This window comes from Leuconostoc sp. C5 (assembly GCF_056530425.1).
Window position 1 is genome coordinate 1,702,999 of the sequence record NZ_CP134351.1, and the last position, 22,982, is coordinate 1,725,980.

The following is a 22,982-nucleotide window of genomic DNA, read 5'->3' on the forward strand; positions in this document are numbered from 1 at the left end:
ACTTTTTTGTGCCGATGAACTGACATCTTTATCGCTCGCTGTAGTTGAATTGTTATTATCAGATGTGCCGACTGTTGTTGCTGTTTTATCATCCGTTGATGTATCTGCTGTTGTTGCAGCTTTATCATCCGTTGATGTATCTGTTGTTGTTGTAGCTTTATCATCTGTTGATGTAGCTGCTGTTGTTGCAGCTTTATCATCTGTTGATGTAGCTGCTGTTGTTGTAGCTTTATCATCTGTTGATGTAGCTGCTGTTGTTGTAGCCTTATCATCTGTTGATGTAGCTGCTGTTGTTGCAGCTTTATCATCTGTTGATGTAGCTGCTGTTGTTGCAGCTTTATCATCTGTTGATGTAGCTGCTGTTGTTGCAGCTTTATCATCTGTTGATGTAGCTGCTGTTGTTGCAGCTTTATCATCTGTTGATGTAGCTGCTGTTGTTGCAGCTTTATCATCTGTTGATGTAGCTGCTGTTGTTGCAGCTTTATCATCTGTTGTGATTGATTTGTCAGACGTAGTCGCATCCAAATTCGATTGATCGACTGCCGTGGCCACTACTACCCCATTGTTTTGTGAAACATCAGCTTGTGCTTGTTGAATAAAACTGGTAACACCAATTATTGAAACACTCCCTGCAATGACTAACATTTTCCCAGATTTATACATCTTTTTCCGGAAAACGCTTGTTGTATTTCTATTTCTCATTTACTTCTTCCCTTCATTCTTTCCCTTTTTGTCACAAATAACTACTATGTTCTCTAATCAAAACGGTTATTTGTGCTTGTGATATCCTAAACATTTATGACTAAGAATGTTTTGTCAACAAATGTTTTTTACAAACGTTAATCATTAAAACTAACTATTTTAATATATAATGAAACAAATATTTAAAATAAATTATGCAGAATTGAATAATTAGAAAATATTAAGGTTATTTTAATATATAATAAGTCACTGCTTTTAAATAAAATATAAAAAATTAAATAATTATAGGTTACTGAGGATATGAATAATAAAAAAGGATCTGTTATCAAAGAAATTAGGAAAATACGAGGAATATCTCAACAACGGTTGGGTGTTTTAATTGGATCACAATCAATGGTGTCTAGAATAGAGAACAATAAGACAGAACCAACTGATCACACCATACTTTTACTGTGTGACGCCCTAAACATTTCATTTGAAGAATATTTTTCGGCTGCTTTTGGAAAAAAAAAAACAACTTAAAAACCCTGACAACTGTTTTAAGTCAATATTATCAAGACAATGATCGTCAAAAATTGAATCAATTAACGCAATTATTACAAAATGATACAATCAAGAATCCTAGCGACCCATTCATGCGTCATTATTATTTAATGTCGCTGTCTACTTTGTATCACTTAGATTTCCTAGTCGCATCAATCGACGATCAGAATGAATTGATTGATTACTTTTTTAATATTAGTTACTGGCAGTTCTATGACTTATGTTTACTGGCGAATGTAGTTAACATGATACATGTTGAAAGAATCACACCTTACATATTTGACATACTTAAACAGTACGCTACGAATAATATGCCAACGGCATCCGTTGAAACTGCGAGCAAAATATTGATTAACGCTTTGGAAACAAGTATTATACAAAAAAAGATGACTTTACTAGATATCTATTAGATAAAATTAAAAAATATAAATTTAACACCGATGACTTTAAGTTTCAAACGTGGCTACTATTTTGGACTGGGGTGTTTGAGAATAATAATAACAAAGTTAGGCACGCCTATAGTATTGCTACGTACCTACATCAAAATATTACTTTGAAAAATTTTGATAAGTTTTTAACAATTACTCAAACACCAAGTCCTTTTTTTGAAGACACTAAAAAAGACACACCTAAAAGCTAAACTCTTAGATGTATCCTTTATTAACTAATTATTATAGCTCTTGTTGGAAATCCATTGGTGTATAAAGTTTCAATAGTTTACTAAACACAAATTGTGCAATGAATCCTGCAATGATGGGAATAACCAACCATGCCAGAACTGCAATCGCTGGATTAATGAAGTGATTCATAACTGTTGAAGGTACAGTAGGATCTTTGACCATTGATTGAATTGGTGATACCAATCCAATATAACCAAATCCAGCTGTTGTTGGTGTTCCTTGGATATTAAACAACGCAACTGGAATACCAGAAATCGCGGCTGCTAACAAGAATGATAGCATTGTCACCGGCTTTGCAAAGACTGATGGCATCATGCCTTTCATGGCACCTAATGCAATAGCAACTGTTACACCTGGCTTATTGACTTTCCATGAATTAATCAATAGCACAATGGTTGTAGCAACAACACCCATGGCAGCCGCACCAGATCCAATTCCTGATAGACTAATTGCCAAAGCAATTCCAACAGTTGAAACTGGTGTAATAATGATAATGGCAAAAGCCATTGCAATTAACATTGCCATAGGTATAGGTGCTAATTTAGTAAATGTTTCAACTAATTGACCAATCCAAGTAGTAACATCCCCGACATAAGGCGCAATCATTTTACCGACCAAACCAACGCCACCACCAACAAGGATAGGACTTAAAATAATAGCAACTGATCCAAATCCTTTTAGGTAGCGGGCAACAAGCCAAGTAACGAAAACCGCAATAGCGGAAACGATCATTGCATTGATCACATCACCAGCACCAGATGCTATATAAACGTTAGCAGGTGCTACAGAGTTGAGGCCAGTCACTGGATTAAGCCACCCCTTGGGTGCGACGGCCCACTTGATTGATCCAGAAGCTACGGCTGTCGCTATCGCAACAACACCAACATCTAAGCTCTTCATTTTGAACTGTAAAGCAACCGCCATACCAATCAAAAATGGAATCAATGATGTGAATAACGTTAAAATAGCACTCAAATTAGCGCCAAATGCTGTAGTACCCAGACCTGAATACTGAATGATGTACTTCATAACAGCTGATGGCAAAACACCAATTAAAATACCTTGCGCTGAACCTGACAAAACCTTAAAAAAGAAATCTTTCAAACGTAAATCAGTTTGACCACTAAACTCAACGGGGGCATTTTCTTTCGCTTTACGTGCATATTCTTCATTACGCAAATCCTGCGATTCTTTGGCAGACCACTTCTCGCCTTCTGCTTTGATAGACATACTATCATTTCCTCTTTTCAATTCATATTTGTGACACATCCCTCACTGCGCCACACTCTCTCCCAAAACCACGATACTATAATCAAAATTGTTTGATTATTCTTTCACAAACCCCTCGGATAAAAAATTCCCAAACACTGAATCTGGGAATTCCATCATATTAATATTCAACAGCAATAGCTGGCTTCTCACCCTTGGCGAAAGCAACTGCTGCATCAAATGATTGGTGAACCATTTCTAGAACAGCTTTAGTTGTATAGAAAGCCGTGTGTGGCGTAACCAATACATTTTCGCGTGCAATCAAGTCAGCAATCTTAGCATCTGGGAATTCTTTACCAGACCAATCTTCATTGAACAAGCCAACTTCATTTTCATAAACGTCCATACCGAAGTCTGAAATCTTACCAGAATTCAAACCATCAATAATAGCGTCAATGTCCATCAAATTACCACGCGCAGCGTTCATGATAACCACACCATCCTTCATCTTAGCAATAGCATCTGCATTGATTAGATGATGGTTTTCAGGTACACCAGGAACATACAATGAAATTGCATCAGCTTGTGCATATAATTCGTCTAATGTGTCAACGTACAAACCTTCTGCTTGTAATTCAGCATTTGGGTACTTGTCATAAGCAATAACCTTGGCCCCAAAGCCTTTCAAAATGTTAATAGCAACACGGCCAATATGACCTGTACCAATAACACCAACTGTTTGCATACGCATTTCACGTCCAATTGTTGGTGCCCAACGCAAGTCGTGCTTAGCAATTTTGGCATCCAATGCTTTCGTGCGACGTAGCAAACGAGATAATTGAATCATTGAGTGTTCTGCAATAGCATTTGGTGAATAAACAGGAACATTTGAAATGTTAAAGTTAAATTCACGTGCTGCATCAAAATCAATGTTATCTGTACCAACGTTACGCAATGACAAGTTAGTAACACCAACGTTAGCTAAAGCTGTCAATGTTTCACGTGTGTAGTCCAATTGTTGATAAACAACAGCTGAATCTGATCCCTCAGCCAACTTAGCTGTTTCAGGTGTCAATAATTCTTGTGTGTAGTCCACTTCAATCTCTGGGTTAGCCGCTTTCCATTCTTCAAGTGATGGCTTTTCATCATCACGAATGCCGTAAGCAAAAATCTTCATAAGATCCTCCAAAATTTTATTTCATCTATAATTGTACCCTATTTCACGAGCTAACGCACGCGATTAAGCCCATATAATGCATAGATTTCAGAAAAAATTTCACCCCTTACAAATGACAGTCGTTAAGCAAATGTAACCCATTCCATTTTCTTTACTTTAATCACTAATTAAAGCACTTTCTACTAACTATAACAATATGCCTACTAATAAAGTAACCAGCATCCCCATAAAAACGACAACTAAATTTTTAATGGCTAAAATGAATGTCTCTTTTTTGACAGGATGATTCACGAATGCACGTGCATTTTTGATAATAATCGGCAGTAAAATTAATAAAGTATAAGAAGTTGTTGGCAACCAGCCAACTAGTGTCACGAGTATAATTTCAACAAAAGCTAAAATTGCCCAAAAGACATATATTTTTTTCGCATTTTTAATGCCTATGTAGTGAACTAACGTATGTCGATCATTTGCTTGATCCTCATCATAATCAGCAATGTTATTAGCAAACATAATCTCTGCAATAAAAATAGTCAATGGTAAACTGACAATAAACCATTGAAACAGTACATTCCCTGTCGGCACCATGCGTGTGTTTACATATACTTGAGCCACGAAAATAAAATAGCCCATTGTTATTCCAGATACAATTTCACCAAATGGTGTATTTGTGATCGGTTTTGGTCCGGCAGAATAAAAATAACCAATTAAAAAACTAACAATTCCAATAATCCAAGTTATATAATCCGTTCGTAAAGCGACAATAACTCCTGCAAGCACTGCTATCAATGCCAGGCCTTCTGCAACATGCAATACTTGTTTATCAGTAATTGCTTCAACATCATCAGACTCCCTCAAAAAAGAGTTCTCTTTTTGGCGTTTATTATCCTCATAACGATTGAAAGTATTAACGGCTAAATGTACCGCAACCGTCGCAATAATTAACAATAGTGTATTCACCCAATTAACACGAGCATACTGCCACTGGCTATATGCTAAACCAACCAATAGTGGTGCAATACTCGGTACAACAACCCGAATCTCCACCAAGTCTAAAAACTGCTTATATGTCATCATTTTATAAATCCTCTGACATTTATTGTATCAGAAAACAAAAAACGACACCGCATCGTGTCGTTACAATAAATGTAAACTTTTGAATTAGTGTGTACTATCACTTACTTTCATACGGTGTTAAGCGAACTTTGCCATCGATGTACTCGCCAACGAATATGTCATTAATACTGTCATAACCTTGATTTTGTACAATATCAGTTAACCATGACTCATCACGATCAATGATGTCCAATACATCTGTGTTGATTTGCCCATCAAATATAATAGGATATTTCATATTCTCCTCACCGGCTAAGATTACTGTCAGCTGTCCATTTATTTCAAGCACAGCTCTTTTAACTTGAGACAAATCATAGACACTTTGTGATCGCAATTTAAACATTAAATCATTCGCTGATAAGCCAGAAGACAGGACGTTTTTGATGTTTACTTTTCCTCGTTCAATGACAACCTTAGGCTGACCATCAATTAATAGTTTAACGTAACGATTATGTTCTTTTAAAAACTTGAATGTCATTACTAACATTGTCCAAATAATCAATACAATCGTAAATTGAAAAACTGTGATGGTGTCTGAGTAAATAACTGCGCCAATAATACCACCCAAAACATAATTTTGAACCTGATCTAACGCGTTTGTCGGTGCTAAGTTGCCCTTTCCCATAACATTAATCTGAATTATTAAAGCTACCAACCCAATTGCTAGCTTAGTTAATATGGGTAGATAAATACTCATTTGACCACCTTCACTTTCGAGTTAATTAGGTATGCACGTGTCAGGCTATAAGACTGTTGATCAGCACTAATTGTGAGCCGATAGAACTTTTTGTCCATTTTTACTAACATACCATCACTCACTGTTGTCGAATTAAAATATAATTTATCTTTAGAAACACCTTGCGTTTTGGCAAACTTAGTTACAAAAGCAGCCATTTGCGTCTTCTGATCGTCCTGCGATTTAGCTTGCTGATAATCTGTATATCGTGCACCAGCTAGGAATAAAAAAAGCAACAACGCTATAATGCTTAATTCGCGATAGCGAGTTTGCAAACGATTTCTAACTGAAGCCACCGCACCGACTGCCATCAAAACAAAAACAACAACCATTAAATATTTACCAATAGTGTCGTTTATATTTGTTTGTTTTATTAAATAGTCAACGGAATAAAAATTCATCTCAAAATACCTCGTTAATTATCATACCATATCTCTAAAAAGCCATTGAATCGAATTCACAATGCTTGAAGCAACTATCAAAAAGCGATATATTATTTATATTATACTCATATAAATAAAAGGAGCTGCTATCTTGTCAACAGAAATTACAAATCAACAAATTAAAGATTTTCGTACAGCAACAGACGATAAACACAACAACATTATTCGTCGAGCTGTTACCAAAAATGGTATTCACAGCGCGAGTTTTGACCAAGAGATTGCAAATATTAACACACCAATATTCTCAATTGATCTAGACACTGGAAAAGTTGCTAACCAAAAGCAATCGGGGCGTTGCTGGATGTTTGCCGCCTTAAACACGATGCGCCATGATATTAAAGATAGGTTTCACATTAGTGATGAATTTCAACTTTCCCAAAGCTACACGTTGTTCTGGGACAAGTTTGAAAAAGCCAATTATTTTTATGAAAATGTTCTCAAAACGGCAACTGAGCCTCTTGATTCACGTCGCGTTGCCTTCTTATTGACTACGCCTCAACAAGACGGTGGACAGTGGGACATGATTGTCTCTATCATTGAAAAATACGGTCTGGTGCCACAAAGCATTTATCCTGAATCAAAAGCTTCTTCTGCCACTGCAGAACTCAACAACACGCTCAATACGCTTCTAAGGCACGATGCAACTGTCCTGCGTGGGCTAGTAGCCCAGCAAGCATCAAAAGACAAGATCTCTAATGCACGCAATGAAATGTTAGCTAACGTCTACCGCTTGTTGTCACTAACTTTGGGTGAGCCACCTGTTCAATTCGACTTTGAATACCGAGATGAGCTGCACAACTTCCACGTTGAACGTCAATTAACACCACAGGGTTATTACCAAAAATTTGTTAGTTGGGACTTAGATGAGTATATTTCTGTCATTAACGCACCAACTGCTGACAAACCATTTGATGCCACTTATAATGTTGACATGTTGGGTAATGTTGTTGGTGGTCGTGACGTCAAACACCTTAATGTGGATATCAACAAAATGAAAGCATTCGCCATTTCACAACTCAAAGATGGTCAAAGTGTCTGGTTTGGTGTAGATATGGGTCCTCAAGTTGATCGAGAGAGTGGTCTCATGGCCAGCGGTATTTTTGCTTCCGATGATTTATTTAACGTTGACTCAACGATGACCAAAGCACAGCGTCTTGACTACGGCGAAAGTCTAATGACACACGCAATGGTCTTGACAGGTGTAGATTTAGATGAAAATGACCAACCAACAAAGTGGAAAGTCGAGAATTCTTGGGGCGAGAAAGTTGGTAAGAAAGGCTACTTCACAATGTCAGACGATTGGATGAGCGAATATGCTTATCAAATTGTTGTCAAGAAGGAATATCTAAGCTCAGAACTAGTCAATATTTATGATAATTCAAAGCCAACATTGTTGTCTCCATGGGATCCAATGGGTGCATTAGCTTAGAAAAAGATGAGGCGTCAATTTAAATATGACTCTAAAAGAACAGCTTCTTCAGATTAAACAAAATAGCCCTTCGATTATTTCTAACAAACTACTTTTTGAAATGGTTGAAAACATTGGCTCGTTAGATTCTGAATTACGAGACACACTCATCTACAGTCTCTTTTCTGACTGGACTACAACCGGGAAGTTATCAGTAAATCAAGAACAAAAGGTGTCGAGTTTCTTGCTTGATAACAGTTATCTATTACAAAATATCGATAATAAAAACGATAAACTAAGTATCTTTACTCGTAGCTTTACAGCACTTTTTCTAGCCTCACTATCATACCGTCATAATAATCATTCATTTTTATCTCAAAGTCAACAACGTCAGATTATTGAACAAAGTATTGATTATATTCAGAACGAACATGATTTTCGTGGTCTAACAAATGATGGTTGGGCTCATGGCATTGCCCATATTGCAGATTTGCTCGATGAAGTTGTTGATTTCACTACTTTTACACACAATGACAGCATCCTTGTCATTAACGCCATCAAAAATATTTTACACAATTCATTTCTATTCACAGCTGATGAACCTGGTCGAATGGTCGTTCCAGTTCTGCATTTGATTAATAAAAATATAATATCCGATGATGAGCTTAATAATTGGATTACTTTGCTTAATGACCTCAAAGTTGATAACTTCAATGCTTATAGTAATGTTTCACTTTTCATGATCAAGTTACAAGCACATTTATTAATAGCGTACCCAGATTCGAATAAATTAGTTTCGTTAGTCAATTGCACAATTAAACAAAATTACCAGCGTTTCAAATATATATAACCAAATTCTTTAAAAAATAAGGAATACAAAAAGACCAATCTATTACAAGATCGGTCTTTTAATTTTACTAATAATATTACATCATACCTGGCATACCACCTTGTGGCATAGCGGCTGGTGCATCATCTTTTGGCTCTTCAGCAACGACAGCTTCTGTTGTCAACAACAATGCTGAAACAGAGGCGGCATTTTGCAATGCTGAACGTGTTACCTTAGTAGGGTCCACAATACCAGCGGCAATCATGTCTACCCACTCATCAGTAGCAGCGTTGTAACCAAATCCTTCTTTTTGTTCCTTCAACTTGTTAACAATCACTGATCCTTCTAAGCCAGCATTTTCAGCGATTTGACGAACAGGTGATTCCAATGCTTTAATAACAGTATTGATACCAGTTTGAACGTCGCCTTCTTCTGACAAAGCTGAAACAGCAGCAATAACATTTACCAAGGCTGTACCACCACCGGCAACGAAACCTTCTTCGACAGCAGCACGCGTTGCATTCAAAGCATCTTCAATGCGGTACTTACGTTCTTTCAATTCAGTTTCTGTGGCTGCACCAACGTTAATAACAGCGACACCACCAGCCAACTTTGCAAGACGTTCTTGCAACTTTTCACGATCAAAATCAGAAGTTGTTTCAGCAATTTGTTGCTTGATTGTGTCAACACGAGATGCGACAGCACCCTTATCACCTGAACCTTCAACAATTGTTGTGTTATCCTTTGTGATGTTAATCTTTGAAGCTTGACCAAGTTGATCAATTGTAACATCCTTCAAATTCAAACCAAGATCTTCAGTAATTACTGTACCGCCAGTTAAGATAGCGATATCTTCCAATTGTGCCTTACGACGATCACCAAATCCTGGTGCCTTAACCGCAACAACATTGAATGTACCACGCATCTTGTTCAAAACTAATGTTGGCAAGGCTTCACCGGTAATATCATCAGCAATGATCAACAAAGCACGTCCTTGTTCAACAACACTTTGCAATACTGGCAAAATATCTTGAATGTTACCAATCTTCTTATCAGTAATCAAGATGTATGGATTATCTAGGTTAGCTTCCATTTTGTCATTGTCAGTCACCATGTATTGTGACATGTAACCACGATCGAATTGCATACCCTCAACAACATCAAGTGTTGTTTCGATACCCTTTGATTCTTCAATGGTGATCACACCGTCATTACCAACTTTATCCATTGCTTCAGCAATCAATTCACCAACTTCTTCATTGGCGGCTGAAATTGATGCAATTTGAGCAATTTCATCTTTAGTATTAACTGTGTGTGACATTTCATGAAGCTTTGCAACGGCTGCTGCAGTTGCTTTTTCAATGCCTGTTCGAATCCCAACTGGGTTGGCACCAGCAGTCACGTTCTTCAAACCTTCACCGACAATTGCTTGAGTCAAAACAGTAGCGGTTGTTGTACCATCACCGGCAATATCATTTGTCTTTGAAGCGACTTCAGCGACAAGCTTAGCGCCCATATTTTCAAAATGGTCTTCTAGTTCAATTGCTTTAGCAATTGTTACACCATCATTGGTAATGGTTGGTGCACCGTACGATTGTTCCAAAACAACATTACGACCCTTTGGTCCAATAGTCGTTTTAACTGTATCAGCTAACTTGTCAACACCGGCCTTCATCTTTGCACGTGCATCTTCTGAAAACTTTAATTCTTTAGCCATGATTTAAATATCTCCTTTGATTTGATAATTATTCGACAACTGCAACTATGTCTTTTTCGTGCAATGCTAAGTAATCTTGCCCTTCAAATGACACTTCTTGTCCTGCATACTTATCAAACAAGACTTCATCACCGACTTTAACTGTCAAATCACGGACTGTGCCATCATTTAAGACATAACCCGTACCCGCAGCTACAACTTTACCAGTAACAGGCTTGTCCTTGGCATTACTTGCCAAAACAATCCCACCGACAGTTTCTTCTGCAGCTTCCGTTACTTCAATAATCACACGATCACCCAATGGCTTCAACATGGATTCATACCTCCGAGATTTTCTTTTTTAGCACTCTTTAAACGTGAGTGCTAATTACAATTTTAAGTATAACACTATCATCAAAAATGTCAACAAAAAAGACGTGATCTAGTTGTCACGTCATCAAAGAAAAGTCCCTCCATGCGCCTCAGAAATATCATAAGCGATCGTAAAAGCCTCCGGATCAACTTGATGAATGCCACGCAAAAAATGATTATACTCATGATTATCAAGGACCACCATCAACATTTCACGTCCATCACCCATATAACCGCCACGAACATCCATAATTGTGAAGCCCTTGTCACCATCGAGCAAATATTTTTTCAAATCATCAATGCGATCATTTGTTGTAATGTAGACCATTTTACGACGATCCAAACCAGTTTCGATATAGTTCATCACAACCGCAGTAATAACTAATGAAAAAAGCGCCAAAATCAGTGCTTCTAACCCTTGCGTTACCAAGTTCCCTAACGAAACAACTGTATCAATTGCCAGCAGAGATAAAGCTGGTGAAATGCGAAAATACTTCTTAAAAATCATCGGAGGCACTGCAGTTCCACCACTAGAAGCATCAATTCGATAAAGTAATGCTACACCAACAGCAAAAATACTACCACCAACAAGCACCGCAAAGGTTCGATCTTGTAAAACTTGAAAACTTGGTGTAACTTTCAATAACACCGGCAAAACAATACTGCCAAAAGCAATTCGCGCTGTGGTACCACGATCCAAAAAAACAGCTGCCAAAACAATCATAATCAAATTGACGATCAACACAGTAGCTGCTCGATCAAAACCCACCAATTCGTTAATTAAAATAGCCAATCCAGTTGCGCCACCAGCAGCAACTTTTGCCGGTGCATAAAAAAAGTTAATGCTGATTGCTACGATTTCGAGTGCCATTACAATAACAATATAACGTAGTGCTTGATAGTTTTTAAGTATTTTCATTTAATATCCTCATTGTTTGTGGCATTCATTTATTTGCGTTTGAATCGTGACCGAATAGTATCCCATAAGGATGCAGTTCGTAATATTTTGTCGTTTCCTAGATGCTCACGCATCACTTTAAGTAAACTGCCCGACGACTTAGCAGAAAAATCTAAATCAATTTTATCTGTTTTAATTTTAAATCGGCGACTAACTCGATTCCCTGTGACGTGTACGTAGACAGCGCTTATGTTTTCCCAAGGAATTTGAATATAATCTTCAACATTATTATCATTAAAGAACTCGAACGCCTGATCTCCTACTAGAATCTTACCATACTTCGCCCCAATACCTAGATAAGAAATGCCTTGCGTTGTATATTCTGCTTTTGCGTTTAAAGACTGTACCATGAATATGTTCCCCTATTATTTTCTATGTACCATTAAAAGTGCTTGCCAGATTGACAAGCACTTTTAACATGAATGCTATTACATTATGTTTAAGGCATGCATTACGATACCAAAGATAAAGATACCAATAATCATAACGATTGGTGATACTTTTTTCTTCAACAACCACATTGCCAAGAATGTCAGTAAGAGTCCCATCAACCCAGGAATCAAACTGTCTAAGTTACTCTGTAACGTATTAGGGGCTAACTTTGTCAATGATAATCCGGAAGCTTGCTCACCTAAGATCTTCTGCAACTGTGCGCCGGTAACATTCCCATTTGGGAAATTAATGTAGGCACCCTTTGCCAACTTCTTTGCTGGCAGTTCAAGAATAAATTTGATCGATACCCAGCGCTCAACCAAGACAGCCAAGATGAACATACCAAGTATTGAAGCACCCTTTGTAATGTCCTTCAATAACCCACCAGACAAATCTTGCGTAATGGCACTTCCAGCTTTATAACCAAATTCTTGTGTATACCACAAGAATGCCATACGAATAATGTTCCAAAGAACAAAGAATAAAATTGGTCCCAGAATATTACCACTAATTGCCAATGATGCGCCCAGTGCACCCAGAATTGGTCGGATTGTGAACCAAAAGACCGGATCACCAATACCTGCCAAAGGACCCATCATACCAATCTTAACACCCTGAATAGCAGTATCATCAATTGGCGCACCATTGGCACGTTCTTCTTCCAAAGCTAATGTCACACCAAGAATAGGTGAAGCAACATAAGGATGCGTATTGAAGAATTCCAAATGGCGCTGCAAGGCTAGCGCACGATCTTCTTTTGACTTATACAATTTTTTGATCGCAGGAATCATGGAATAAGCCCATCCAACGTTTTGCATACGTTCATAGTTCCAAGAACCTTGGAGGAATTGTGAACGCCATGCAACTGACATACGATCTCTTTTAGTTAATTCAATTTTTCTTTCAGCCATCATCTTGCCCCTTTCTAGTACTTGTTCAAAATGTCGCCGACTGGATCACTACCACCGCCGCCATTTGAACCGTTACTGTTACCACCCATTTTTGACAAGTTGATGTAGATCAAAGCAAGTGCAACACCAATTGCTCCTAACGCGATCAACGTTAGTTCACTAACAGCTGCTAACGCAAAACCAATAGCGAAGAATGGCCATACTTCACGAGTTGCCATCATGTTAATAACTAATGCATAACCAACGGCGACAACCATTCCACCACCTATAGCCATGCCACCAGTTAACCATTCTGGCATAGATGTCAAAGCTGCTCTCACTGCCGCAGCAGGTACAGCAATTAAAATAGCAGCAGGTACAGCTATACGTAGACCTTGTAGTACAAGTGCAAATAGATGCAAGCGTTCAATAGTACCAATTTTTCCTTCTTTAGCAGCAGCATCAGCTCCGTGAGTCAATCCAACCGCAACAGTACGAACAAGCATTGTCAGGAACAAACCAGCAACAGCCAAAGGAATAGCTGAAGCTACGGCCACTGAGATTCCTGTACTAGAGAAATCGCCACCTTTAACCATAATGATTGAGGAAGCTACTGAGGCCAAGGCCACATCAGGGGCAACAGCCGCACCAATATTAGCCCAACCTAAGGCGATCATTTGCAATGTACCACCTAAAATTATACCCGCTGTCAGATGACCAGTTACTAAACCAATTAGCGTGGCTGAAACTAGCGGTTGATGAATTTGAAATTCATCCAGAATACCTTCCATACCTGCAAAGAAGGCAATGATTACGACTAAAACTATCGCAATAACAGACATATTAGACACCTTTCTTAATTAAACATTTTACATGTCAAATTATTTAACATTTGCTTTCTTGATTAAATCAAACAAGTTAGCCTTACTATCATTAGGCACTTTTCGAACATCAAATTCAACGCCTAAGTCGCGTAACTTTTCAAAAGTGGCAACATCATTTTTATCCATAGACAAAACTTTGTTGACCATTGTTTTTCCTTCTGAATGTGCCATTGAACCAACATTCAATGACTTAATCGGTACGCCACCTTCTACAGCAGTTAACACATCTTCAACCGTTTCAAACAGCAGGAATGCGTCAACACCACCAAAGCGATCGTCCTTAGCCACCTCAATCATTTTACTGATTGGTACAATATTTGCGCGCACATTGTTAGGCGCAGCTTGTTGGATCAAGCTCTTACGCAGCTCATCCTTGGCCACCGCATCTGAAACAACAATAATACGATTTGCTTTTGAATCAGGTGTCCAAGCCGTGGCCACTTGCCCATGAAGTAAACGTGTGTCCAAACGGGCTAGCTTAATATTGATGTGTCCTTCTTTTAAGCCAACAATTTTTTCGGAGGTTTTAGCTTCCGTTTCTTCTTTGGCTTCTGGAACTGACTTCACACCATCCTTAGCAACAGGAACCAAATACGTAGCCAATCCAGCGGCTGTATCTTGGCTCAAACGGCCAGCATAGGCTTCAATTAACATTGGTAAATTCAACCCTGCAATGATAGCCATTTTTTCTGGATTTTGCTTCTGAATTAAACTAGCGCGGTTAAATGGTGATCCTCCCCACAAATCAACTAAAAATAGGATTTGATCATCATTATTAAACTTCGCCAATGCCTCCTGGTAATGCTTATCTAAATCGTCTGGCCCTTCGTTAGGCAAAAATGTAACAACTTCAACATTTTCTTGTTCACCGAAAATCATTGAACCTGACATCAGTATGCCTTTAGCAAAGTCTCCATGACTGGCAATAATTAGATTAACCATCCGGTTATCTCCTTCTCATTAAAATACTTACTATATGATTATAACGGAACAAAACAGTTTTGTAAACGCTTTCAAGTAAGTTTTTTGTTACCGTTTACATATTTAATTATAATCCTAGTTTACCAAAAAGTACAAGCTTTCACTTTTTCTTACATACCTTGTATTTTCTTTTCATAAAATAGTTTTTCAAAAGGTAAATTGTGATGAAAACTAATGAAATAATAACTTACAATCTAGCGACATCTTCTAAATTCATCTCACAAATACGTCTTTATTTGTTGTTGTAGGTGTGACAAAACTGCGTATGAGCGTCATATCACCATTTAATCGATAGTTTTTTGCATCACTCAATACTATAAAACTATCACCTTTTTTGATTTGATCGGCATCAATAAAACCGGACCCTTCGATCACCGTAAACAGTTCATAATGGTGAGTTAGTTCAAACAATGATGGGCCGCGAACCAACAACTTATCTATGGTAAATTTTGTTGCTACTACCAAACGTTCAATGACAGTTTGGTCAACAATCGTGGTATCTTGAATTAAGGTAGGATCTACATGAGGTACAGTAGTGACTGCTAAGGCCTCTTCAATTTGAAGCGGACGCTTTTCTTTTGTGGCGGCATCAATTCGATCAAAGTCGTAGAATCGATAAGTTGTGTCAGAACTCTGTTGTATCTCAAGAGCAATAATACCAGCCCCTAAAGCGTGAAATGTACCAGAAGCAACATAAAAGAAATCTCCCTTCTGCACTGGAATTGTGCGTAATAACTTTTCCCATTCTTTTTGATCAACCATCTTTTTAAGTTCATCTCGTGTTTTCGCATGATGACCATAATATATTTTAGAACCTGGCTTTGCATCTAAAATATACCAACTTTCTGTTTTGCCAAATTTTTCGTGAGACTGTTTATCATTCGGATGAACCTGAATTGATAGATTTTCATGGGCATCCAAAATTTTCACTAATAGTGGAAATGCTTCATCACGTCCATGACCACCAAACAATTCTGGATGATCTTGCCAAACTCGACTCAATCCTTGACCTGCTAATTTCCCGTTAATTACAGTAGATTGTCCATTGCCATGGGCAGCAATTGTCCAAGCCTCCCCAGTGTGATCACTCGGGATTTTATAATTAAAGTCTTCCAAGGCGCTTCCACCCCACATCTTTTCATGTAACTCTGCTTGTAAATGTAATATTGTCATAATGTAATCGCTTTCATTTTTATTCAAAAAAATTTTATTTTAGGTTAAATCCTTTATCTTTAGCATACTGCGTCAATAATGGTGTTGTTTTTCGTTCACGAGTTAACATTCGGGCATTGTTTTCTGTCCAAGAACGTTCAATACCTCGATTCGCATAATATTCAACCATCACTTTATTATACGCGGAAACTGCCTCTTCTAGCTGTACTTGATTATAGCGATCTTTCATCAAAAATCCGCTTTCACCAAGTTTTGGCTTAATACCAGGATTATCCGCCGGATGACCAATTGAAAAGCCCATCACTGCTTTCACATAGCGTGGCAAGTTGAGATGCTCTTCGTAAATTTCAAAGGCCCCTAATGCACCAGCCATGGTCACACTACCTAATCCCAGCGATTCAGCAGCGACTTGAGCCCGTCCAAGAGCAATGCCGGCACTCACAATACCACCTTCAAGTAATGCATAGCTCTGTATGTTCTCTTCTGCCTGGCGGCGCTGCTCATTGTTTAAGCCTATTAAATCTTTATTGTAGTCAACTGTTACAACAAAGTATCTTGCCGCAGTTTCAATATATTTCATGCCTACCTTAGTGGTAATATCAGCTTTTATATCTTGTGATGTAATTTCTATAAAAGTTACTGGTTGGTAATTATTCATATTAGGCCCAGCAGTTGCCGCACGAATAATTTCTGAAACCTGTTGATCAGAGACCATTTCATCTGTAAAGGAACGTATGGACATATGTTGATTAAGCACATCTAAGGTTGGGTTAGACATAGTAAAATCCTTTCATGAAACCAAATAATATTCATAACTAGATAGTACCATAAAATTATGATAAAATAATAAAATATTAATTGGAGAAATTTATGCAATTCGGGAAGTTTCGATTAGGATTACGTACATTAAAGACTGCTCTAGCCGTTATGCTAATCATCACGTCATTTTATTTTTTTAATCGTCCGCCTTTTGTTGCGTGTTTAGCGGCAGTTTTTGCACTGCGAGAAAGTTGGGATAAAACGCTCAACTTTGCCAAAGTACGGTTGATTTCTAACACAGTCGGTGGTGCTTTTGCGCTATTTTATTTCATTGTTCACCAACAAACACATCAAGCTGCCTGGGTTTCCATGATTCTTTTACCTCTACTTGTTATTGTTGTAATTGTTTTATTAGATGGCTTCAACTACAATAGTGGTGTTATTGGGGCCATGGCTGCCTTATTAATGATTTCATTAAACATTCCAGCTGGTGCAACCATAGTTTATGTCATTGATCGTATCATTGATACTTTCATCGGCGTGGTCATAGCAATCGCGATTAACCGATTCTGGTCACCAAAAAAAGCGACGTGAGCCGCTTTTTTAAATACCTAAATATTGCTCAATTGTCTTCAAAACGCCATCGTTTGTGTTCACATCGACGGCTTTTTTAGTTACTCTTTGTTGCATAAACGGCTCCGCATTAGGCATCACGAACCCATTTTCGTATTTAGTCAGCATCTCTAAATCATTGCCATTATCGCCAAACACCATTACTTCACTATCTAAAACATTGTAGTAATCTTGCAAAACTTGTAGTCCGGCTGCCTTATCCACACCTTTTCCTAAAACATCAACAGAGCCAAATCCTGACCCAGTTGCATGCAATTCGTTGCCAAAAATATTTCTCAGCGCAGACACATGTTGATGCACTTCATTATTTGGCCACACAAAAGTAATACCCAAAATGTGATCATCAACTTGCATTAATTTTTCAACTTGCTTGACGTTGGGATAAAATTGAAAAACCATTTCCGCGACTTGACCTGTCGCATGGTTAGACACATATGTTCCTTTATCACCTGTCATGATAATAATGTTTTCCGCTGACTCCGGATTTTTAGCATTCCAGTCAATGACCTTTTCTAATTGATTAGCTGACAAATGTACTGAATACAATTGTTGTTCAAATGTTGATACAACTGCACCATTGGAACCAACAAAATCCATTTCAAAGCCATTATTAATTGTTGGGGCAAACAATTGTTGTAGATTTTTAACTTGACGCCCTGAAGCCGCAACAAAACGCATATCGCGTCTCTCCATAACTGATAAAACGCGTTCAAATCTAGCTTGACTATATTCATCATTTGCCGTTAAAAACGTGCCATCCATGTCTGACGCAATTAATTTAATTGACATTACTTGTCTCCTACTCGTAAATACTATCTTTCAATTGTACCAAAAAAGCGCCGTTAAGCGCTAATTTCATTCAAATTGTTTAAGATATTCTTGATAACCAGATTCATCAATTACCCAATCTAGTTCACCAATGTACTCAGCATGGGGATCATGGTAAGCAAATTCATGCTTAAATTTGTACAATCCATCTGAATTATCAAATTCACCAATGCCACCAAAATCGTACTCAACTTTGCCTAATTCAAGTCCCCATTTGAGCATTTCGTATTGGATAGCAGCAGGCGCATTATGCTTTCCAAATTCACGGTATGAACCAGCGTACATGTACCAAATCTCATCGCCATAAGAGAATCCAAGGCCACTGGCAATAACTTGATCTTCATAATGCGCTAGATAAACACGGAATAATCCCGTACCAGCCCATAATTTTTGCATTCGTAAGAAATAGTCAATTGGTCGATGGGTAATGCCATGGCTCTTCGCCATCGACACATATGTATCAAACAATGCGCGAATGTCTTCTTCACTATCACCACTTGTAACAGTAACCCCGTCACGAAAAGCACGACGAATATCATTTCTGACTTTCGGCTTAAAATGAAGCATTAACTCATCTTCATTTGTAATGGGCTTAGCCCCTTCACCGCGACCATCATAGTACAAAACAACATTCTTACGTGGTTGAATGTTCCCATGCATATGCTTAACTTGTTTATTTCTTGTTTTAAATCCAGCATCAAGATACTTTTGATTTAATGCATCAGAATATGACACCTCAGGATCCATACGTACCAAAAATACATTATCTGGCAAAGCCGTCAATGCTTCATTAATCATTGACTTAATCAAGTCAATGTCCTCAACATCAGCTACTGGCCCTCGGCCAACATAAGCTAATAGTTTTCCTGGTACTGCTTCGACGGTTAAAACAGACATAGCGGCATCAATTTTTCCGTCAGTTTCGTGGTAAACATAAATGTGTCCCCAGTTAGATTTCAACTCTCCCCACAATGGATCTTGTGTTACTTGTCCACGGGGATTTTCACGAACGAATTGCTGATAATCAGTTACTTTTTTGGAATCATCTAAATTTAAAATAGTCATGTGAAATTATAGTCCTGTCGTAATTGAGCCGTAGTTTTCGATGAAATAAACTAACGTCTGTAATTCATTTGTTAAGTCAACGTTTTGCACACGAACACCAGTTGGAACAGTCACACGTACTGGTGTAAAGTTCAAAATACCTTTGACACCCGTTTCGACTAACTGGTTGGTAATTTCTTGTGCAACACCTTGTGGAACCGTTAGAATGGCAATATTGATACGTTGTGCTGTTATTTGCTCTTGTAACTCTTCCATTGAATAAATTGGTACACCTGACAGAATTGTGCCTGTACGCTTTTCGTCTGCATCAAATGCTGCTGCAATACGCATATTTGATGATTGATGGAAATTAAAGTTTAATAAAGCTTGTCCAAGATTACCAGCACCAATTAAAGCCACATTAATTAAGCTGTCTTGGTCCAATACATTGGCGAAAAAATCTAAAAGCGCTTTGACATCATAACCGTAGCCACGCTTACCTAGCGCACCAAAATATGAAAAATCTCGACGAATTGTTGCCGCATCGAACTTAATAGCTTCACTCAACTCTGAGGAAGAAATCCGTTCCTTGCCAGCATCATGTAAAAATGTTAGATAACGAAAATATATAGGTAGCCGCTTAGCAGTTGCACGCGGTATTTTAGGTTGTTGAGTCATAATTATCTCCATTAATTAAACTTGTGAACTTTTGCATAACTAGTATACCATATATAAAAAGGTTTTACCAAAAGATAGTGATGTTTTCACAATGATGTCAGGATTGTAACAATTCAAAATCCAATCCCGGATCCGTGTTTAAATCTAAATCAGCAAAAATATTTTTCTTGTAATTCCAATAACCCGCAGCACCAATCATTGCTGCATTATCCCCTGTATACTGCATCGGAACAGGGATAAATTCTGTCTTTGGAAAATCGTTTAATAGCATAGTCAATTCTTCACGTAATTGAGAATTTGCGGCGACACCACCAGCTAATACAAAACTTTTAACAGGAAAATTTTCTAATGCTCGTTTTGTCCGACCAATTAATGCATCAACAACAGCATTTTGAAAGCTAGTCGCCAAATCATTCTGATTGATTGTTTCCTCTTTTTGATTGGCGTGATGCACATAATTAATTACCGCACTCTTCAAACCAGAAAAACTAAAATCATAGTTATCTTCATGTGCCATGGCAGTTGGAAATTTAATGGTTGGTTGGCCTCTATGAGCCATCTCATCAATTGTCTTCCCAGCAGGATACGGCAAATTTAATAGCCGCCCAACTTTATCAAAGCTTTCTCCAGCTGCATCATCACGTGTTTCGCCAATGACTTCAAATTGGTTTTCTTCACGCATCAATACAAGTTCAGTATGTCCACCAGAAACCATTAATGCCATCGCTGGATATTTAATTGGCTTGTTAAAATTTGCCGCCGCAATATGACCTGCTAAGTGATTAACTGGAATAACTGGCAAACCATGCGCCAGAGCAAATGTTTTCGCCCCCATTAAACCAACTAATAAAGAGCCGACTAGTCCCGGCCCATATGTCACAGCAACCGCATCAAGCGCTTTGGGTTCTACATGAGCCGTGTTTAAAGCATCATTTAGTACCCGAGTAATCCATTCAATATGATGTCTACTGGCCACTTCAGGAACAATACCACCAAAGCGTTGATGTGAATTAATTTGGGTAGCCACACTGTTGCTTAGCACAATGTGACCGTCTTCAACAATGGCGACACTTGTTTCATCCGCACTTGATTCAAAGGAAATTATTTTAGTCAATTTTTTTCTCCATCATAATTGCATCATCACCATTTCTATAATATTTTTCACGACGATAATACTCTGTAAATCCCAGCTTTCTATATAATGCTTGGGCGCCACCATTTTGTGCAGATACTTCAAGCAAAAATCGAGTAACTTGCTTCATATTAAAAATATGTTTAAAAATGTTCTGTGCCACACCTTGTTTTTGATAATCAGGATGTACTGCAACACTAACAATTTCAGCTTCATCAAGTATTGTCGTGACACCAACAAAGCCACCATCCCCGATAAAATAAGCTGTCCTGGGACTAGCTAAATCATGTTCAAAAACGCTTTTGGGCCAAGGGGATGATCCAAAAGCAGCATCGGCTATATGCCATATCAAGTCAATATCTTCAGTTGTTGCTCGTCGAATCATCAAAGTGTAATGCCATCGATACCGCATCTTCGCGATTATCGAGGTAATATCCTTTCTTAATACCTGTTTGCTTATAGCCCAGTCGTTCGTACAATGCCAGTGCGCCCAGGTTGGACACTCTGGCCTCCAGAGTCATTGATGACATACCTGTTTTTTTAGTAAACAATTTTAACTCTTGCATGAGTATCGTGCCCAAGCCGCTATTTTGCCATACCGGTAGGACAGCTATATTAGTAATGTGCATGTCATGAATGTCAGTGCGCAAAGCAGCACCAGCAAAACCAACAATTTGACCACGCCGTTCAATGACTAAATACAGTCGGACATGCGGACGTGACAGTTCACTCACAAAATCACGTAAAAGCCATGGTGCTGAACCATTATAAACTGCTTCTTCAATTTTTATTAGCATATCGATGTCTGACATCGTAGCTCGCCTTAATAAAAATGTTGTCCCTTGGACATCAACGACTTTTTCGGTATATTTTGGCAAACTATTTAATAAATGCTTTGATTTTCTAAATTTCAAAAACATAGTTTTCTGGTTTATCCTCACCAGGATGAGCAGCAATCCAGTTCAGCTCTGCTTGCGTTTTGCGTAGATAATTTGGATTAAAATCCTGAATATTCTCTGTAGGTGTTTCTTGCAATCCAAGTGTTACAATACCCACCCCATCCGGTAAACTCTCTTCTGGTGACAAAATTTTTGCGCGCTCACCAAAAAGCGTTTGCATTTCATCGCTAAATTCTGAGGTGTCACCCAGAAAAGTAATTGGTTCGTCCTTTGCTTCCAAAAAAGCAAATAAATTTGTAATTGGCTGATGAGATTCAGTAAATATACTCACACCATTTTGATATACACCAGCAAAAACGTTTCTATTGCGGGCGTTAAATAATGGTACCACTAGCCCGTCAGCTTTAACTTGTTCCGCTAAAATTGCTAAGCTAGATACACCACATAATTCAGCACCCAAGGTATCGGCTAAAACTTTTGCCACTGTGACACCAATTCTTAATCCCGTAAACGATCCTGGCCCTTGAGCCACAACAACACGATCAATATCTTGTAGTGTCCAATTTTCAGCAGCCACAATATCTCGAATGGCTGGTAGCAACTGAATGGAATGGTTACGTGCTACATTGGTAGTGAAAACGTTTTTTACGCTATTATGTTCTGCCAAACTCACTGTTAGTGGTTGGTTACTTGTATCAAATGCTAAAATCTTCATAAGTTTAATTTTATCACAAATAATAAAACTTGAATGAGAATTGTTATATTTATTAGTAATCATAA

General features: G+C 38.1%; 27 protein-coding genes and 1 pseudogene. 6 read left to right on the forward strand and 22 right to left on the reverse strand.

Annotation, left to right across the window (positions count from 1 at the left end):
• Positions 1-64: 64 nt before the first annotated feature.
• Positions 65-535 carry a magnesium transporter MgtE N-terminal domain-containing protein gene (locus RHP56_RS08690; RefSeq protein ID WP_462794747.1) on the forward strand — a complete coding sequence of 157 codons (471 nt, stop codon included), beginning with the start codon at positions 65-67 and terminating at the stop codon, positions 533-535.
• 80 nt (positions 536-615) lie between these two features.
• Here RHP56_RS08690 and RHP56_RS08695 read toward each other — a convergent pair.
• Positions 616-702: pseudogene (locus tag RHP56_RS08695) on the reverse strand (KxYKxGKxW signal peptide domain-containing protein); the annotation flags it as partial.
• A gap of 300 nt (positions 703-1,002) precedes the next feature.
• On the opposite strand from RHP56_RS08695, the gene RHP56_RS08700 reads away from it, so the two are divergent.
• The gene (locus RHP56_RS08700) at positions 1,003-1,224 is read left to right on the forward strand and encodes a helix-turn-helix domain-containing protein (protein ID WP_011680354.1); all 222 of its coding nucleotides are present in this window, start codon (positions 1,003-1,005) and stop codon (positions 1,222-1,224) included.
• A 53-nt stretch (positions 1,225-1,277) separates the two neighbouring features.
• On the forward strand, positions 1,278-1,655 hold the full coding sequence (locus tag RHP56_RS08705) for an Rgg family transcriptional regulator (protein ID WP_257999873.1): 378 nt from the start codon (positions 1,278-1,280) through the stop codon (positions 1,653-1,655).
• A 261-nt stretch (positions 1,656-1,916) separates the two neighbouring features.
• On the opposite strand, the gene RHP56_RS08710 is transcribed toward RHP56_RS08705, so the two are convergent.
• From RHP56_RS08710 to RHP56_RS08730, 5 genes are all read right to left on the reverse strand, one after another.
• Positions 1,917-3,155, reverse strand: a complete 1,239-nt coding sequence (locus tag RHP56_RS08710) for a PTS sugar transporter subunit IIC (protein WP_011680356.1) — start codon at positions 3,153-3,155, stop codon at positions 1,917-1,919.
• A gap of 160 nt (positions 3,156-3,315) precedes the next feature.
• Positions 3,316-4,311: a D-2-hydroxyacid dehydrogenase gene (locus RHP56_RS08715; RefSeq protein ID WP_011680357.1), complete on the reverse strand. Its 996-nt coding sequence runs from the start codon at positions 4,309-4,311 to the stop codon at positions 3,316-3,318.
• A 186-nt stretch (positions 4,312-4,497) separates the two neighbouring features.
• On the reverse strand, positions 4,498-5,385 hold the full coding sequence (locus tag RHP56_RS08720; RefSeq protein WP_025268464.1) for a prenyltransferase: 888 nt from the start codon (positions 5,383-5,385) through the stop codon (positions 4,498-4,500).
• 100 nt (positions 5,386-5,485) lie between these two features.
• Positions 5,486-6,124 (reverse strand): DUF421 domain-containing protein, encoded by a 639-nt coding sequence (locus tag RHP56_RS08725; RefSeq protein WP_102753764.1) that lies wholly within the window; start codon positions 6,122-6,124, stop codon positions 5,486-5,488.
• Positions 6,121-6,564: a DUF3290 domain-containing protein gene (locus RHP56_RS08730; protein ID WP_011680359.1), complete on the reverse strand. Its 444-nt coding sequence runs from the start codon at positions 6,562-6,564 to the stop codon at positions 6,121-6,123. The genes RHP56_RS08725 and RHP56_RS08730 overlap by 4 nt, the downstream gene beginning before the upstream one ends.
• Positions 6,565-6,697: 133 nt before the next feature.
• On the opposite strand from RHP56_RS08730, the gene RHP56_RS08735 reads away from it, so the two are divergent.
• Together RHP56_RS08735 and RHP56_RS08740 are read left to right on the forward strand one after the other, a co-directional pair.
• A complete protein-coding gene (locus tag RHP56_RS08735) occupies positions 6,698-8,035 on the forward strand; it encodes a C1 family peptidase (protein ID WP_096639525.1) in 1,338 nt (445 codons plus the stop codon).
• A 25-nt stretch (positions 8,036-8,060) separates the two neighbouring features.
• Entirely contained in the window at positions 8,061-8,864 is an 804-nt protein-coding gene (locus RHP56_RS08740) for a DUF2785 domain-containing protein (RefSeq protein ID WP_096639526.1), read from the forward strand.
• 76 nt (positions 8,865-8,940) lie between these two features.
• Here RHP56_RS08740 and groL read toward each other — a convergent pair whose 3' ends face one another.
• The 9 genes from groL to RHP56_RS08785 all read right to left on the reverse strand — a co-directional run bounded on the left by groL (position 8,941) and on the right by RHP56_RS08785 (position 17,007).
• A complete protein-coding gene (gene groL, locus RHP56_RS08745) occupies positions 8,941-10,560 on the reverse strand; it encodes a chaperonin GroEL (RefSeq protein WP_011680362.1) in 1,620 nt (539 codons plus the stop codon).
• A 28-nt stretch (positions 10,561-10,588) separates the two neighbouring features.
• Entirely contained in the window at positions 10,589-10,873 is a 285-nt protein-coding gene (gene groES / locus RHP56_RS08750; RefSeq protein WP_002815782.1) for a co-chaperone GroES, read from the reverse strand.
• Between the two features lie 123 nt (positions 10,874-10,996).
• Entirely contained in the window at positions 10,997-11,830 is an 834-nt protein-coding gene (locus RHP56_RS08755; RefSeq protein ID WP_011680363.1) for a YitT family protein, read from the reverse strand.
• Positions 11,831-11,859: 29 nt separating this feature from the next.
• Positions 11,860-12,219 carry a DUF956 family protein gene (locus RHP56_RS08760; RefSeq protein WP_002815784.1) on the reverse strand — a complete coding sequence of 120 codons (360 nt, stop codon included), beginning with the start codon at positions 12,217-12,219 and terminating at the stop codon, positions 11,860-11,862.
• Positions 12,220-12,297: 78 nt separating this feature from the next.
• Complete coding sequence (locus RHP56_RS08765; protein WP_011680364.1) at positions 12,298-13,212, reverse strand: PTS system mannose/fructose/sorbose family transporter subunit IID; 915 nt, start codon at positions 13,210-13,212, stop codon at positions 12,298-12,300.
• A 14-nt stretch (positions 13,213-13,226) separates the two neighbouring features.
• A complete protein-coding gene (locus RHP56_RS08770; RefSeq protein WP_011680365.1) occupies positions 13,227-14,033 on the reverse strand; it encodes a PTS mannose/fructose/sorbose transporter subunit IIC in 807 nt (268 codons plus the stop codon).
• A gap of 39 nt (positions 14,034-14,072) precedes the next feature.
• Positions 14,073-15,017, reverse strand: coding sequence for a mannose/fructose/sorbose PTS transporter subunit IIA (locus tag RHP56_RS08775; protein WP_011680366.1), 945 nt, complete (start codon positions 15,015-15,017; stop codon positions 14,073-14,075).
• A 252-nt stretch (positions 15,018-15,269) separates the two neighbouring features.
• Entirely contained in the window at positions 15,270-16,229 is a 960-nt protein-coding gene (locus RHP56_RS08780) for a type I phosphomannose isomerase catalytic subunit (RefSeq protein ID WP_462794691.1), read from the reverse strand.
• 34 nt (positions 16,230-16,263) lie between these two features.
• Positions 16,264-17,007, reverse strand: coding sequence for a nitroreductase family protein (locus tag RHP56_RS08785; protein WP_014325098.1), 744 nt, complete (start codon positions 17,005-17,007; stop codon positions 16,264-16,266).
• 92 nt (positions 17,008-17,099) lie between these two features.
• Here RHP56_RS08785 and RHP56_RS08790 point away from each other — a divergent pair, with 92 nt between their 5' ends.
• Positions 17,100-17,582 (forward strand): FUSC family protein, encoded by a 483-nt coding sequence (locus RHP56_RS08790; RefSeq protein WP_011680369.1) that lies wholly within the window; start codon positions 17,100-17,102, stop codon positions 17,580-17,582.
• Between the two features lie 9 nt (positions 17,583-17,591).
• Here the strand turns inward: RHP56_RS08790 and RHP56_RS08795 are convergent, their stop codons facing one another.
• The 7 genes from RHP56_RS08795 to tsaB all read right to left on the reverse strand — a co-directional run bounded on the left by RHP56_RS08795 (position 17,592) and on the right by tsaB (position 22,917).
• Positions 17,592-18,410, reverse strand: a complete 819-nt coding sequence (locus RHP56_RS08795) for an HAD-IIB family hydrolase (RefSeq protein WP_014325099.1) — start codon at positions 18,408-18,410, stop codon at positions 17,592-17,594.
• Positions 18,411-18,476: 66 nt separating this feature from the next.
• On the reverse strand, positions 18,477-19,514 hold the full coding sequence (locus tag RHP56_RS08800; RefSeq protein ID WP_014325100.1) for a lipid II:glycine glycyltransferase FemX: 1,038 nt from the start codon (positions 19,512-19,514) through the stop codon (positions 18,477-18,479).
• 6 nt (positions 19,515-19,520) lie between these two features.
• On the reverse strand, positions 19,521-20,171 hold the full coding sequence (locus tag RHP56_RS08805) for a redox-sensing transcriptional repressor Rex (protein WP_011680372.1): 651 nt from the start codon (positions 20,169-20,171) through the stop codon (positions 19,521-19,523).
• Between the two features lie 97 nt (positions 20,172-20,268).
• Positions 20,269-21,285, reverse strand: coding sequence for a tRNA (adenosine(37)-N6)-threonylcarbamoyltransferase complex transferase subunit TsaD (gene tsaD / locus RHP56_RS08810; RefSeq protein ID WP_011680373.1), 1,017 nt, complete (start codon positions 21,283-21,285; stop codon positions 20,269-20,271).
• A complete protein-coding gene (gene rimI, locus RHP56_RS08815; protein ID WP_011680374.1) occupies positions 21,278-21,688 on the reverse strand; it encodes a ribosomal protein S18-alanine N-acetyltransferase in 411 nt (136 codons plus the stop codon). Before rimI (RHP56_RS08815) ends, tsaD begins: the two co-directional genes overlap by 8 nt.
• Complete coding sequence (gene rimI / locus RHP56_RS08820; protein WP_011680375.1) at positions 21,666-22,223, reverse strand: ribosomal protein S18-alanine N-acetyltransferase; 558 nt, start codon at positions 22,221-22,223, stop codon at positions 21,666-21,668. The genes rimI (RHP56_RS08815) and rimI (RHP56_RS08820) overlap by 23 nt, the downstream gene beginning before the upstream one ends.
• Complete coding sequence (gene tsaB / locus RHP56_RS08825) at positions 22,207-22,917, reverse strand: tRNA (adenosine(37)-N6)-threonylcarbamoyltransferase complex dimerization subunit type 1 TsaB (protein WP_011680376.1); 711 nt, start codon at positions 22,915-22,917, stop codon at positions 22,207-22,209. The genes rimI (RHP56_RS08820) and tsaB overlap by 17 nt, the downstream gene beginning before the upstream one ends.
• Between the last annotated feature and the right edge of the window lie 65 nt (positions 22,918-22,982).